The 13,361-nt window shown below is 69.5% G+C and carries 12 protein-coding genes, 2 pseudogenes and 1 riboswitch; of the genes and pseudogenes, 7 read left to right on the top strand and 7 right to left on the bottom strand.

Annotation, left to right across the window (positions count from 1 at the left end; translation table 11 throughout):
* Positions 1–36: 36 nt before the first annotated feature.
* Complete coding sequence (locus ABTY98_RS03090; RefSeq protein ID WP_352219229.1) at positions 37–288, bottom strand: hypothetical protein; 252 nt, start codon at positions 286–288, stop codon at positions 37–39.
* A gap of 231 nt (positions 289–519) precedes the next feature.
* Between ABTY98_RS03090 and ABTY98_RS03085 the strand changes: the two genes are divergently transcribed.
* Positions 520–2,376: a cellulase family glycosylhydrolase gene (locus ABTY98_RS03085; RefSeq protein ID WP_352219107.1), complete on the top strand. Its 1,857-nt coding sequence runs from the start codon at positions 520–522 to the stop codon at positions 2,374–2,376.
* A 62-nt stretch (positions 2,377–2,438) separates the two neighbouring features.
* Here ABTY98_RS03085 and ABTY98_RS03080 read toward each other — a convergent pair whose 3' ends face one another.
* Complete coding sequence (locus tag ABTY98_RS03080; RefSeq protein WP_352219106.1) at positions 2,439–3,686, bottom strand: YncE family protein; 1,248 nt, start codon at positions 3,684–3,686, stop codon at positions 2,439–2,441.
* A gap of 171 nt (positions 3,687–3,857) precedes the next feature.
* Here ABTY98_RS03080 and ABTY98_RS03075 point away from each other — a divergent pair, with 171 nt between their 5' ends.
* Both ABTY98_RS03075 and ABTY98_RS03070 read left to right on the top strand, forming a co-directional pair.
* Positions 3,858–4,529 carry a TetR/AcrR family transcriptional regulator gene (locus ABTY98_RS03075; protein ID WP_352219105.1) on the top strand — a complete coding sequence of 224 codons (672 nt, stop codon included), beginning with the start codon at positions 3,858–3,860 and terminating at the stop codon, positions 4,527–4,529.
* A 160-nt stretch (positions 4,530–4,689) separates the two neighbouring features.
* On the top strand, positions 4,690–6,669 hold the full coding sequence (locus ABTY98_RS03070; RefSeq protein ID WP_352219104.1) for a ricin-type beta-trefoil lectin domain protein: 1,980 nt from the start codon (positions 4,690–4,692) through the stop codon (positions 6,667–6,669).
* Positions 6,670–6,765: 96 nt separating this feature from the next.
* Here the strand turns inward: ABTY98_RS03070 and ABTY98_RS03065 are convergent, their stop codons facing one another.
* Together ABTY98_RS03065 and ABTY98_RS03060 are read right to left on the bottom strand one after the other, a co-directional pair.
* A complete protein-coding gene (locus ABTY98_RS03065) occupies positions 6,766–7,077 on the bottom strand; it encodes a hypothetical protein (protein WP_352219103.1) in 312 nt (103 codons plus the stop codon).
* A pseudogene (locus ABTY98_RS03060) lies at positions 7,067–7,343 on the bottom strand (cbb3-type cytochrome c oxidase subunit I); the annotation flags it as partial. The gene ABTY98_RS03065 and the pseudogene ABTY98_RS03060, both read right to left, overlap by 11 nt.
* A gap of 16 nt (positions 7,344–7,359) precedes the next feature.
* On the opposite strand from ABTY98_RS03060, the pseudogene ABTY98_RS03055 reads away from it, so the two are divergent.
* A pseudogene (locus ABTY98_RS03055) lies at positions 7,360–7,677 on the top strand (CU044_5270 family protein); the annotation flags it as partial.
* Here ABTY98_RS03055 and ABTY98_RS03050 read toward each other — a convergent pair.
* Positions 7,678–8,526 carry a bifunctional 5,10-methylenetetrahydrofolate dehydrogenase/5,10-methenyltetrahydrofolate cyclohydrolase gene (locus tag ABTY98_RS03050; protein WP_352219102.1) on the bottom strand — a complete coding sequence of 283 codons (849 nt, stop codon included), beginning with the start codon at positions 8,524–8,526 and terminating at the stop codon, positions 7,678–7,680. It lies immediately after the preceding pseudogene.
* A 26-nt stretch (positions 8,527–8,552) separates the two neighbouring features.
* A riboswitch (ZMP/ZTP riboswitch) is annotated at positions 8,553–8,635 on the bottom strand.
* Between the two features lie 92 nt (positions 8,636–8,727).
* A complete protein-coding gene (locus ABTY98_RS03045) occupies positions 8,728–9,093 on the bottom strand; it encodes a nuclear transport factor 2 family protein (protein ID WP_352219101.1) in 366 nt (121 codons plus the stop codon).
* Positions 9,094–9,265: 172 nt separating this feature from the next.
* On the opposite strand from ABTY98_RS03045, the gene ABTY98_RS03040 reads away from it, so the two are divergent.
* Positions 9,266–9,553: a hypothetical protein gene (locus tag ABTY98_RS03040; RefSeq protein WP_352219100.1), complete on the top strand. Its 288-nt coding sequence runs from the start codon at positions 9,266–9,268 to the stop codon at positions 9,551–9,553.
* A gap of 79 nt (positions 9,554–9,632) precedes the next feature.
* Here ABTY98_RS03040 and ABTY98_RS03035 read toward each other — a convergent pair whose 3' ends face one another.
* Positions 9,633–11,411 (bottom strand): ABC transporter ATP-binding protein, encoded by a 1,779-nt coding sequence (locus ABTY98_RS03035; RefSeq protein WP_352219099.1) that lies wholly within the window; start codon positions 11,409–11,411, stop codon positions 9,633–9,635.
* 204 nt (positions 11,412–11,615) lie between these two features.
* Here ABTY98_RS03035 and ABTY98_RS03030 point away from each other — a divergent pair, with 204 nt between their 5' ends.
* Both ABTY98_RS03030 and ABTY98_RS03025 read left to right on the top strand, forming a co-directional pair.
* Positions 11,616–12,704: an S-(hydroxymethyl)mycothiol dehydrogenase gene (locus tag ABTY98_RS03030; protein ID WP_352219098.1), complete on the top strand. Its 1,089-nt coding sequence runs from the start codon at positions 11,616–11,618 to the stop codon at positions 12,702–12,704.
* Positions 12,704–13,333: an MBL fold metallo-hydrolase gene (locus ABTY98_RS03025; protein ID WP_352219097.1), complete on the top strand. Its 630-nt coding sequence runs from the start codon at positions 12,704–12,706 to the stop codon at positions 13,331–13,333. The genes ABTY98_RS03030 and ABTY98_RS03025 overlap by 1 nt, the downstream gene beginning before the upstream one ends.
* Positions 13,334–13,361: the final 28 nt, after the last annotated feature.

Raw genomic sequence — 13,361 nt, 5'->3', positions numbered from 1 at the left:
CTGCCTGTGCCCTGCGCGCCCGTGGCCTGCTGACGGTCAGCAGGAGTGGCAGGGAGTTCCACGTTCGGTGGCCTCGCTGAGCATGCCGCTCAGACGCTGGTCGGCGAGCATCGCCAGGACCTGGGACCTGATGCGGTCACGATTGACGGTGTTGATCACGTGGACGCCGATGGTTCCGGCTGGGGCGATCGTCGCATCGGTCTCGCCCGTAGCCGCGACGGCTTCCGCGCTCGCCGACCAGACCCGGCGGACCCTGGTCCACCCGGTGTACTTCGGCTCCGCCGTCACCGGCACCGGGGTGCCCGACCTGGAGAGCGCGTTCGACCACCACGCGCCCGTTTCCCACGGAACGGTCCCCGAACGCGCACGGACCGATCACAATCCGCTCAGCTGCAAGGAGTACCTGTTGAACGTGACGGGTCGAGTGAGCAGGTGAGCGACAAGTGCCGGGCAGGTATTCAACTTACTCATGAGTCAGAAGTATTGACGGTGTCCGGAAATCACCGGACTGTAGTGGACATGACTACTATCCGGGCACGTTTGATCGTTGTCCTGGTTGTCCTCTGCGGATTCCTCGCGGTGGCGGGCACCCCGTCCGCCACCGCGGCCACCCCGTCCGACTCCCTCTGGTTCGACGGCACCTCGCTCACCGTGCAGAACGGCCGTTTCGTCGACGGCCAGGGCCGTGAGGTGGTGCTGCGCGGCTACAACGTCTCCGGCGAGACCAAGCTGGAGGAGAACAGCGGACTGCCGTTCGCCTCGGTCGCGGACGCGAAGAAGTCCGCCACCGCGCTGCGCGCCCTCGGCGGCGGCAACGCCGTGCGCTTCCTGCTCTCCTGGGCGCACGCCGAACCCGCGAAGGGCCAGGTGGACACCGCGTACCTGGCAGCCGTCACCGCGCAGACGCAGGCGTTCCTCGACGCCGGCATCCGGGTCTTCCCCGACTTCCACCAGGACCTGTACTCCCGCTACCTGTTCAACTCGGGCAGCTGGTACACGGGTGACGGCGCCCCCGAGTGGGCGGTGGAGCTGGGTGGCTACCCGGCCGAGTCCTGCGGTATCTGCCTGTTCTGGGGTCAGAACATCACCCAGAACGCGGCCGTCCAGCAAGGCCAGTACGACTTCTGGCACAACAACCACGGCCTCCAGGACGCCTTCCTGGCCACCGCCCAGACCACCATGGCCTACCTGGCCCAGCATCTCACGTCCGACGAGTTCGCCGGCGTCGTCGGCTTCGACCCCTACAACGAGCCGTACGCGGGCTCGTACGACTCCGGCCAGAACTCCCGCACCTGGGAGCAGAACCTGCTGTGGCCCTTCTACCAGAAGTTCCGGGCCCGGATGGACGCGGCCGGCTGGAGCGCCAAGCCCGCCCTGGTCGAGCCCAACCTCTTCTGGAACGCCAACATCGACACCCAGAAGCAGGAGGGCGGTCTGCTGGACGCGGGCAGGCTCGGCTCGCGCTATGTCTTCAACACCCACTTCTACGACCAGAAGGCCATCTCGGGCATCCTGATGTGGGGCAACGCCTCCGACGGCCAGTACAGCACCGACTTCGGCACCGTCCGCGACCGTGCCTCGGCCGCCGTAACCACGGCGATCGTCAGCGAGTTCGGGCATCCGCTGTCGGGTACGACCGCCGGCAAGGCGCCGACCGTCGACAAGGCCATGTACCAGGCCCTCGACTCCCGCCTCCCCGGATCCACCTGGTGGTCCACCCCGGCCACTTCCGGTCCGGTGCTCTCCGGCACCCAGTGGCAGTGGGACATCTACAGCGGTCGCCACCACGAGCTGATGAACGACAATCCCGACAAGGTCCTCACCTCCGGTGACGCCTGGAACGACGAGGACCTCTCGGCCGTCGCCATGAACGACTCCGGCACGGTGACCCTCCGTCAGGACGCCAGGCTCCTCGACCGGATCTACCCGGGCGCCACCTCGGGCAGCACCCTCGCCTTCACCTACGAGGACCGCTCCCGGGACGGCTCGACGACCCTGACCTGGAACCCGGTGCCCAGCTCGCTGCCGAACGTGGCCGCGCTGGTCGGCTCCGGCCAGTACGCCGTCCAGGTCTGGCGTTCCGGCAGCGCCACCGCACCCACCGAGCTCCACCTCCCGGCGTCCTTCCCGACCGCGTCCACCACGGTCGTCTCCGACCTGGGAACCGTCTACGCACCCCCGTCGTACACGTCGTCGACGCCGGTCGGTGTGGCGGCCGAACCGGGTGGCACGGGCAGCCGCCGACTGCTGCTCAGCGACTCGGACTCCGGCGTGCTGCACTACGCGCTGGTGACCAACGGGGCGACCTCGCCCGGCTCCACCCTGCTGAACGCGGCCAGGTCGGAGCTGGCCGCCTGGGTGGCGGCGAAGTTCTGACAGTGCGCTTCGGCCTCCCGAGTGCCAACGCACCCCGGAGGCCGAAGAACCCTGATGATCGGTCAACTTCCGGATGCACCGGTCCAGTCGGCCTGGACATGGCCGAGCCGGACGCGCTGCGGGTGGTCGCCGACCGCGACCGAGGTCACCTTCTCGCCCGTGGCGAAGTCGATGGCCGTCACCTGGTCGGCGCCGCTCTCGGAGATGACGCAGTCCTTGCCGTCACCGCTCACCGTGGCCCAGTACGGGGTCGACGCGGTGATGAGCGGACCCTCCTGCAGGGTGGCCCGGTCGACGACGGTCGCATAGTTGTCCATCGTCCCGGCGACGCACAGCTTGGTGCCGTCCGGCTTCATCGAGATGCCGTGGTGGCGCGAGTCGAGGAGCCAGGTGGTGCGATCCGTGCTGGTCGCCGGGTTCGATGGCAGTGTCTTCACCCGGGTGATCTTGTCGCTGGCGATGTCGTACTCCAGGAAGCCGTTGAAGAACGAGACCTGGAAGTACATCTTGGACCAGTCGGGGGTGAAGGCCGCGGGCCGCACCGCGTCCGAGAAGTCCGTCAGCCCGATCGCGTTCAGCCGGTCGCGCATGTCGATGGTCTTGACCTGCTTGTAGGTGGTGGCGTCGGCGACGGTGATGTGCCGGTCGCCCTTGGTCCAGTCCCAGACCGGGTCGTCGAGCGAGGTGGTGACCTCGCCGATCGACATGTTCCAGATGTACTTGCCGTCGGGGCTGAAGACGTTCTCGTGCGGCTTGTCACCGGTGGCGAACTCGCCCAGTTCCCTGCCGGTGTCTATGTCCAGCACCTGCACCTTGTTCGCCGTGGACGCCGACACCGCGACCTTGGTGCCGTCGGGGGAGACGGCCATGTGGTCGGCGCGGTAACCGGCCACCGGGAAACGCCAGTTGATCGTGTCGGTGGCCAGGTCGATGGAGACGACGTCGGCGAAGCTCGGACGCGAGACGACCACGGACCTGCCGTCCGGCGTGGAGTACATGTCGTCGGCGTACTGGTCGTGGCCCTGACCGACCTCGTTGCGGATCGACGTGTAGTAGATCCACTTGATGGGGTCGGCGTTGATCTCGGCGATCCGCTGGTCCTTGTCGGGAATGACGTTGATCTGGCCGACCTTGGCGAAGTCGCCGGACGACTTCAGGACGGTCGCGGTGCCGTCCCAGTTGTTGCCGACGAACAGCACCTCGCGCAGGGAGCCGCCGGACGCGGCGGTGGCGGCGGTCGCGGGCGCGGTGACGGTCAGGACGAGGGCGGCGGCTACGGAGCAAAGGTGCCTGGTTCTGAAGGCAGGCATGACTGCTCTCTCCTCTGAGGGGGTGGGGGCGCGCGTGCAGCCAGCGATGACGGAATCTGAACACGGGCGCGTTCAAAACGAACTTACTGAAAAGTAAGGAGGGGGCGGCTTACTTCACAAGAGGCGTACACGACAAAATTGGCCATCGGGCGGATGACGGAGGGGGCAATCTTGCCGGGCAGGCTCAAGGCACCGACGGGACGCTACGGCGGCCGGTCCGCCGAGGAACGCAAGGCCGAGCGGCGTCGGCGCTTCCTGGACGCGGCGCTCCAGCTCTTCGGCGGCACACCGGGATTCCGCGCCACGACCGTGGCCGCGCTCAGCCAGGCGGCCGGCCTGTCGACCCGGCAGTTCTACGAGGAGTTCCACACGCTGGAGGATGTGCTCGCCGCACTGCACCTGGAGGTCAACGGGTGGGCCGAGGAAGCGGTGCGGGACGCGTTCCCGGAGGCGAAGCCGCTGCCGCTGGTGGAGCGGGTGACGGTGCTCTTCCGCGCCTACGCCAGTGATGTCACCTCGGACCCGCGCCGTATCCGTGTCGCCTTCGTCGAGATCATCGGCGTCAGTCCACGGCTGGAGGAGCAGCGCCTCGCGCGGCGGGCGCGGTGGGTGGAGCTGATATGCGGGGAGGCGAACGCGGCGGTGGCGCGCGGTGATGCGGCACCGCGGGACTACCGGCTGGCCGCGACCGCCTTCATCGGCAGCGTGAACGGGTTGCTGCACGACTGGAGTGCCGGGTGGGTGGACGCGACGCTGGATGACGTCGTGGGGGAACTGGTGCGGTTGCTGGTGGGGATGTTGCGGCCGGAGGGGTGGACGTCGAGCGGTCCCCGCATGGGGTGAACCAGCCGAAGGGCGAGGCGGGTTCACCCCTGTCGCATCCGTTGACTTCGCCCTCCACCGGTTCTACGGTCGGCGCGACATGTTCGGACGACCGATCTCCGTTCGGCATTACGAACATGATGGAGCCGTAGACCCTCGTGCACCCCCGTGGAGGAGCCGCATGTATCCCCCGCCCAGATCGACCGGCAGCGGTCTTGTACGACACCTGTGGGCCACCGCCGTACGCGCCCTCGCCCTGGCCCTGACGGCAGCCGCCGCGCTCCTCTTCGCCACGCCGGGACCGGCCCAGGCGGCGACGGCCCGGCAGATATCGGTGCCCACCGCCCCGATGGGCTGGGCCTCCTGGAACAGCTTCGCCGCGAAGATCGACTACAGCGTCATCAAGCAGCAGGTCGACGCGTTCGTCGCGGCCGGGCTCCCCGCCGCCGGCTACAAGTACATCAACATCGACGAGGGCTGGTGGCAGGGCACCCGGGACAGTGCCGGCAACATCACCGTCGACGGGTCCGAGTGGCCCGGTGGCATGAGCGCCATCGCCGACTACATCCACAGCAAGGGCCTGAAGGCCGGCATCTACACCGACGCGGGCTCCAACGGCTGCGGCTACTACTACCCGACCGGCCGCCCCGCCGCCGCGAACACCGGCAGCGAGGGCCACTACGACCAGGACATGCTCCAGTTCTCCGAGTGGGGCTTCGACTTCGTGAAGGTCGACTGGTGCGGCGGCGACGCCGAGGGCCTGGACGCGGCGACCGCCTACAAGTCGATCAGCTCGGCGGTCACCAGGGCCACCGCCACCACCGGCCGCCCGCTGACGCTGTCCATCTGCAACTGGGGCTACCAGAACACCTGGAACTGGGCACCGGGCCTCGCCCCCATGTGGCGGACCAGCACGGACATCTACTACTACGGCGGCACGGCGTCGCAGTCGAGCGTGCTGTCCAACTTCGACCAGACCCTGCATCCGGCCGCCCAGCACACCGGCTACTACAACGACCCCGACATGCTGACGGTCGGCATGTCCGGCCTCACGGCGGCCCAGAACCGCACTCACATGGCCCTCTGGGCGATCTCCGGAGCCCCCCTGCTCGCCGGCAACGACCTCACCACGATGACCAGTGAGACGGCCGCCATCCTCAAGAACTCGGACGTCGTCGCCGTCGACCAGGACCCGCGCGGCCTCCAGGGGGTCAAGGTCGCCGAGGACACCACCGGCCTCCAGGTCTACGGCAAGGTCCTCTCCGGCACCGGCAACCGCGCGGTGGTGCTGCTCAACCGCACCTCCGCCGCCCAGAACATCACCGTCCGCTGGTCCGACCTCGGCCTGACCGGCGCCTCCGCGACCGTGCGCGATCTGTGGGCGCAGCAGAACCTCGGCTCGTACGCCACGAGTTACACCGCGAGCGTCCCGGCGGGCGGCTCGGTGATGCTCAAGGTGAGCGGCGGCACGGAAGCGGCGAGCACCGGCTACAGCGCCACCGCCACCGGCAAGTACACCGGCGTCAGCGCCGCGAGCACCGGCCTGAACGTCGTCGACGTCGCCTACACCAACACCCGCTCCACCGCCGTGACCGGCACGCTCCAGGTGAACGGCCAGACCTCGACGACCGTCTCCTTCCCGCCGACCGGGTCCTCGCAGGGGACGATCTCGGTGCAGGTCGACCTGAGCAAGGGGTCGGGCAACTCGCTCACCTTCACGGGGAGTTCGTTGCCGACACTCGGTTCCGTCGCGGTGAGTCCGGTGCCGGGCACCAACGGCACGCTGCTCGTCGGCAAGCAGTCCGGCCGGTGCGCCGACATCTACAACAACACCATCACCAACGGCACCCAGGCGGAGATCTGGGACTGCAACGGCGGTCAGAACCAGGCCTGGACGTACACCTCTCGCAAGGAGCTGGTGGTGTACGGGAACAAGTGCCTGGACGCGTACAACCTCGGCACCACCAACGGCACCAAGGTCGTGATCTGGGACTGCAACGGGCAGAACAACCAGAAGTGGAACGTCAACTCGGACGGGACGATCACCAACGTCAATGCCGGTTTGTGCCTGGACGCGTACAACGCGGCCAGCAGTAACGGGACTTCGCTGGTGCTGTGGGGCTGCAACGGGGGGACCAACCAGCAGTGGAGTCAGAGCTGAGCCGGTAGTTCCTTGGGCGCGGGTGGGCTGTGACTGGTCGCGCCCGCGCGGCGGCAGCCGCATATCCAATACAGCCCCGCGCCCCTGAAGGGGCGCTCACATCGCCAGTGTCAGAAACGCCGTTGCGGTGAGGAACGCGCAGGCCAGTACGGAGCAGGCCAGAAGCCGTTGGCGCAAGGACCGGTATCTGGTCTCGTACTCCCGCCTCAACTCCTCGCCCCTCTCCGCCGTACGGCGCCACGACATTCGGGCGAGTTCCACATACTCGGACTCCAACTGCCGTTCGATATCGTCCCGTTGGCTATCTATCAGCCAACCCAACCGATCCGCCGCCCGGGCCCCCGCGGCACGGCCCTCCGCCCGGGCGGCGGCCAGCAGCAGATGCCCCTCGATCTGGCGCTCCGCCATTGGCCGCGTCGAAGACGTGTGCGCCGAACTTGCGGTCCGCCTCCAGCGCGAACAGGGCCGCCGCCAGGACCGGGGAAGGCGAGCAGCACGAGCACCGAGGTGAGCAGGACGTTCCAGACGAGGATCGGCATCCGGAACATGGTCATGCCCGGCGCTCGCATACAGATGATCGTGGTGATGAAGTTGACCGCGCCCAGGATCGTGCCGAAGCCGGAGAAGGCCAGGCCCATGATCCACATATCGGCGCCGGCGCCCGGGGTGCGCACCGTGGACCACCGCGACACCCTCACCACGTCCGAACTCCTCGACACCACCGAGGAGTTGCTGGACAACTGGACGCTGGGGGCACGGGAGTCGGCGGCGCTGGCCGCGCTTCTCGCCGACGCCGAGGGGTTGCGCCCGGTCGGCCAGGTCACCGACCGGCTGGGCCGTACCGGGCAGGCGTACGTCCACGACGACGGCACCGGCGGCCGGCGGATGCTGATCCTGGACCCGGCCACCGGTGCCGTACTCGGCCTGGAGACCACGGTCACCCGGGACGATCCCGAGTACGGCGTGAAGGCCGGTGACGTCATGGAGTACAGCGCCTGGCTGCGCTGATCACACCCCGAGCTGCCGGGCCGCCGCGGTCACCGTCTGCTCCAGCAGCACGGCGATGGTCATCGGACCGACACCGCCCGGCACCGGCGTGATCAGCGAGGCCCGCTCCACGGCCGAGTCGAAGTCGACGTCACCGACGTTGCCCTCGTTGTAGCCCGCGTCGAGCACGACTGCCCCCGGCTTGATGTCCTGCCCCCGGATCAGCCGGGGCCGGCCGACCGCGGCGACCACGATGTCGGCCTCGCGGACGGCCGCCGAGAGGTCGGCGGTGCGGGAGTGGCAGTAGGTGACCGTGGCGTCCCGGGCGAGCAGCAGCATGCCGGCCGGCTTGCCCAGGATCGCGCTGCGGCCGACGACCACCGCCCGCTTCCCGGCCGGGTCGACGTCGTACGCGTCGAGGAGCCGCAGGATGCCGCCGGGCGTGCAGGAGACGAAGCCCGGCAGTCCGAAGCTCATCGTCGCGAACGACGCGAAGGTCACGCCGTCCACGTCCTTCTCCGGGGCGATCGCCTCGAACGCGGCCCGCTCGTCGACGTGTTCGCCGACCGGGTGCTGGAGCAGGATGCCGTGCACCGCGGGGTCGGCCGACAACTCCCGCAATGTGCCCACGAGTTCCTCGGTGGTCGTGGTGGCGGGCAGGGCCACGTGCCGGGAGGCGATGCCGGCCTTGCGGCTGCGGTTCTGCTTCATCCGGACGTAGGTGACCGAGGCGGGGTCCTCGCCGACCAGTACGGTCGCCAGGCACGGCGTGGTGCCGGTGCGTGCGGCGAGGCCGGCGGCCCGCTGTGCGGTCTGCTCGACGATCCGGCGGGCGACGGCGGTTCCGTTCATGAGACGGGCATGGGTCATGCGGCATACTCCTGAGCTGGCTCGACCTTGATCGCCCAGGCGCACGGCATCGACAGTGCGGACCGCTCCCCGGTGGTGCTCCACCTCAGCGCCAGTCACGGCCCACGCCCAGCGTAACCGAGGCGCTCGGCGTCAGTCCCGCCCGTACCGAGAAGGTCCGGGTCAGCCGGCCGCCGACCTGGACCCTCGCCGTCCTTCCGACTACTCGTCCCATGCCTGGATCATGATCTGCTCGGCGATCTTGCCGTCGCGCAGCGTGATCATCGACTCGGCGAGCACCCGGACGCCGTCCGCGTACTCGCAGGACTCGCTGTAGGCGGCCCGGTCGCCCTGCACGATGCACTGGTCCAGCTTGTGCGTCATGTCGCGGGTGTAGACGTCGTCCAGCATCGCGGCTATGTCCTTGCGGCCGTGCAGGACCTTGGGATGACTGGGCTGGGCGTTGCGGTCGACGATACGGATCTCCGCGTCGTCCGCGTAGAGCGACAGCAGGTTGTTCCCGGTGTTGCCCTCTATGGCCCGGCGCAGCGTCTCGGTGTCGAACGTGGAGCCTGTGGCGGTGCCCATGGTGACCTCCTGTCGGAGCCCGCGACCTGATGCGGGGCGGGCCGCGAGAGCCCCACCTTCGAGCGTCCTCCGCCCCACGGGGCTCGGCAAGTGCAGGCCGGGCGCTCCGCCTGACGGGTGAGGGGGAGCGGCTGCCCGTGTCCGGGCCCGCGCCCGGGCCGTTGCTGAGGACATGATCTCAACACGACGTATCGTCGCCGCCGTCGGCCTCGCCGTCGGGGTCACCGGCCTCGCCGCCCCGCTGGCGAGCGCGGCCGACGCGAGCGCGCAGGACCCCGGGAAGCTCACCGCGCTCGGCGTCCTCGACTCGCTCTCCCGCAGTGACATTCCGGCGGAGTACAAGGACGAGATCCCCAAGGTCTCGGAGCAGCTGCAGGGACTCCACAAGCTGGGCGAACTGCACCAGATCACCGACCTGGCCGCACCCGCCATGGGACTGGTGCCGGGCATCGCGCACTGACCCCCGGCCACACCCCGAGGGCCGTCCCGGAAGGGGGCGGCCCTTCGTCGTACTCGGTACGTAGTGGCCTACTGCGGGCTCAGTGCTCGGAGGCCAGGAACTGTGTCGCCGCCAGTTCCGTGTACAGCGGGTCCGCCGCCACCAGCTCCCGGTGCGTGCCCACCGCGCGGACCCGGCCCGCGTCCATCACCACGATCCGGTCGGCCATCGTCACCGTGGACAGCCGGTGTGCGACGACCAGCACCGTCGTCGACCGTGCCACGTCGGCGACCGTGTCCCTGAGAGCCGCCTCGTTGACCGCGTCAAGCTGCGAGGTCGCCTCGTCCAGGAGCAGCAGCCGCGGCCGGCGCAGCAACGCCCGTGCGATCGCGACCCGTTGCCGCTCCCCGCCGGACAGCTTGGTCCCGCGGTGCCCGACCAGCGTCTCCAGGCCCTGCGGCAGCCGCGCGATGAGACCGTCGAGCCGGGTCGTCTTCAGCACCCGCGTCACCGCGTCCTCGTCCGCCTCGGGATTGCCGAGGAGCAGATTGTCCCTCAGCGACCCCGACAGCACGGGCGCGTCCTGCTCGACGTACCCGATGGCCGAACGCAGCGGTGCCAGTTCCCAGTCGGTGAGAGGGCGGCCGTCGAGGGTGATGGTGCCGGACTCCGGGTCGTAGAACCGTTCGATCAGCGAGAAGACGGTGGTCTTGCCGGCGCCGGACGGGCCGACGAACGCCGTCATGCCCCGCGCGGGTATCGCGAAGCTGACCCCGTGGTGGACGTACGGCAGGTCGTCGGCGTAGCGGAAACGTACGTCGGTGAAGGTGACGGAGGCCGGTTCGGCGCCGGCGGACGGCAACTCGGCCGGCTCGGACGGGGGTTCGGCCGGCAGCCGCAGCGCCTCCTGGATCCGGGCGAGCGCGCCGGCGCCGGTCTGGTACTGGGTGACCGCGCCGACGACCTGCTGGATCGGTGACATCAGATAGAAGACGTAGAGCAGGAACGCCACCAGCGTGCCGATGCCGATGGCGCCGGTCGCCACCCGCGCCCCGCCCACCGCCAGGACCGTGATGAACGCCAGCTGCATCGCCAGCCCCGCCGTGTTGCCCGCCGCGGCCGACCACTTGGCGGCCCGCACGCTCTGCCGCCAGGACTCCTCGGCGGCCTCGTGCAGCGCACGTTCCTCGCGGGGTTCGGCCCCCGACGCCTTCACGGTACGCAGCGCGCCCAGCACCCGCTCCAGCGAGGCCCCCATCACCCCGACCGCGTCCTGGGCCCGCCGGCTCGCCCGGTTGATGCGCGGCACGATCGTGCCCAGCACCATGCCGGCCCCGGCGATCACCGCGAGCGTTACGCCCAGCAGCACGGGGTCGACCACGCCCATCATCACCACGGTGGCGACCAGGGTGAGCCCGCCGGTGCCGAGCGCGACCAGCGAGTCCGTGGTGACCTCGCGCAACAGGGTGGTGTCCGAGGTGATCCGCGCCATCAGATCACCGGGTTCGGTGCGGTCCACGGCGGTGATCCGCAGCCGCAGAAGGTACGACGACAGGGTGCGCCGTGCCCCGAGCACCACCGACTCGGCGGTTCGCCGCAGCACATACGAACCCAGCGCGCCCACCACGGTGTTGGTGACCACCAGACCGGCCATCGCGAGCAGCTTCCCGGTGATGGAACGGTCGTGGGACAGGTCGTCGATCAACCCCCGCGCCACCAGCGGCAGCAACAGCCCGGTCGCCCCCGTCACCAGCGAGAGCACCGCACCCGCCACCAGGGCCCAGCGGTGCGGCCGTACATAGGAGAGGAGCAGCCGGAACGCGGACGGACCGGTCCGGTCCCTCGTCCGTCTCGGTGAAACTGCTTCTGCGGTGGTCACGGTGCTCCTCGTCCGGGCGGTGGGCGGCGCACCAAGGCTACGACGGGCCGCCCCGGTCCCGGGGGCACGGCTCCGTCGGCCACCGGCACCCGTTCGTACGCCGGAAAGATCCGGAAGGCTCGACGTGCTCCGTGCTGTTACCGATCGGTCGCGCGTAGGGTCGGAAGACAGGCACGTCAGCAGAGCGACGAAGGGGTCAGGTCCATGGCGCAGGAAGTACGCGGCGTGATCGCACCGGGCAAGGACGAGCCCGTGCGGGTCGAGACGATCGTGGTGCCGGACCCCGGGCCCGGCGAAGCCGTCGTACAGGTGCAGGCCTGCGGGGTCTGTCACACCGACCTGCACTACAGACAGGGCGGCATCAACGACGAGTTCCCGTTCCTGCTCGGCCACGAGGCCGCCGGTGTGGTGGAGTCGGTCGGCGAGGGGGTCACCGACCTGGCGCCCGGGGACTTCGTGATCCTCAACTGGCGTGCGGTGTGCGGGAACTGCCGGGCCTGTCTGCGCGGCCGTCCCTGGTACTGCTTCAACACACACAACGCCCGGCAGAAGATGACGCTCGCCTCGACCGGACAGGAACTGTCCCCGGCGCTCGGTATCGGGGCCTTCGCCGACAAGACGCTGGTCGCCGCCGGACAGTGCACCAAGGTCGATCCGGCCGTCTCCCCTGCGGTCGCCGGACTGCTCGGCTGCGGGGTGATGGCCGGCATCGGCGCCGCGATCAACACGGGCAGTGTCGGCCGGGGCGACTCGGTCGCCGTGATCGGCTGCGGGGGGGTAGGTGACGCGGCGGTCGCCGGGTCCCGTCTTGCGGGCGCCGCGAAGATCATCGCCGTCGACATCGACGACCGGAAGCTGGAGAAGGCGCGCACCCTGGGCGCCACCCATACGATCAACTCGCGCGAGGGCGACCCGGTCGAGGCGATCCGCGAGCTGACCGGCGGCTTCGGTGCCGACGTCGTGATCGAGGCGGTCGGCCGCCCGGAGACCTACCGGCAGGCCTTCTACGCCCGCGACCTCGCGGGCACGGTCGTTCTCGTCGGCGTGCCGACCCCCGAGATGAAGCTCGAACTGCCGCTCCTCGACGTCTTCGGCCGCGGTGGCGCGCTCAAGTCCAGCTGGTACGGCGACTGCCTGCCCTCCCGGGACTTCCCCATGCTGATCGACCTGCATCTGCAGGGCCGGCTGCCCCTGGACGCCTTCGTCACCGAGACCATCCAACTCGACGAGGTGGAGAACGCGTTCGACCGGATGCACCAGGGTGACGTGCTGCGTTCGGTGGTGGTGCTGTGATGACCACGCGCATCGAACGCATCGTCACCTCCGGGCAGTTCACCCTCGACGGCGGCACCTGGGACGTCGACAACAACGTGTGGATCATCGGGGACGAACGCGAGGTGATCGTCATCGACGCCGCCCACGACGCCCGGGCCATCGCCGAGGCGGTCGAGGACCGCGTGCTGAAGGCGATCGTGTGCACCCACGCCCACAACGATCACATCGACGCCGCGCCCGCCCTCGCGGACCTCACCGGTGCCAAGATCTGGCTGCACCCCGACGACCTGCCGCTGTGGAGGTTCACCCACCCCGACCGCGATCCCGACAACCATCTGGCGGACGGGCTGGTCATCGAGGCGGCCGGCGCCGACCTGACCGTGCTGCACACCCCCGGCCATGCGCCCGGCGCCGTCTGCCTCTACGAGCCCGGCCTGGCCACGGTGTTCACCGGGGACACCCTCTTCCAGGGTGGCCCCGGCGCGACCGGACGGTCGTACTCCCACTTCCCGACGATCGTCGACTCCATCCGGGACAAGCTCCTCACCCTCCCCCCGGAGACGAAGGTCCTGACCGGACACGGCGACTCGACCACCATCGGCGCGGAGGCGCCCCATCTGGAGGAATGGATCGCCCGAGGGCACTGACCCGGTCGGCCGGAAAACCGGGGCGCGC

Source organism: Streptomyces sp. NPDC096040 (genome assembly GCF_040303265.1).
Lineage (GTDB): Bacteria > Actinomycetota > Actinomycetes > Streptomycetales > Streptomycetaceae > Streptomyces.
The sequence above is the reverse complement of the archived record's forward strand: the minus strand, read 5'-3'. Positions and strand labels throughout refer to the sequence as shown.

Coding starts and splice junctions, on each gene's coding strand:
- ABTY98_RS03085 (WP_352219107.1), top strand. CDS start 520: ATGACTACTATCCGGGCACGTTTGATCGTTGTCCTGGTTGTCCTCTGC.
- ABTY98_RS03080 (WP_352219106.1), bottom strand. CDS start 3,686: ATGCCTGCCTTCAGAACCAGGCACCTTTGCTCCGTAGCCGCCGCCCTC.
- ABTY98_RS03070 (WP_352219104.1), top strand. CDS start 4,690: ATGTATCCCCCGCCCAGATCGACCGGCAGCGGTCTTGTACGACACCTG.
- ABTY98_RS03065 (WP_352219103.1), bottom strand. CDS start 7,077: ATGGCGGAGCGCCAGATCGAGGGGCATCTGCTGCTGGCCGCCGCCCGG.
- ABTY98_RS03050 (WP_352219102.1), bottom strand. CDS start 8,526: ATGACCCATGCCCGTCTCATGAACGGAACCGCCGTCGCCCGCCGGATC.
- ABTY98_RS03045 (WP_352219101.1), bottom strand. CDS start 9,093: ATGGGCACCGCCACAGGCTCCACGTTCGACACCGAGACGCTGCGCCGG.
- ABTY98_RS03040 (WP_352219100.1), top strand. CDS start 9,266: ATGATCTCAACACGACGTATCGTCGCCGCCGTCGGCCTCGCCGTCGGG.
- ABTY98_RS03030 (WP_352219098.1), top strand. CDS start 11,616: ATGGCGCAGGAAGTACGCGGCGTGATCGCACCGGGCAAGGACGAGCCC.
- ABTY98_RS03025 (WP_352219097.1), top strand. CDS start 12,704: ATGACCACGCGCATCGAACGCATCGTCACCTCCGGGCAGTTCACCCTC.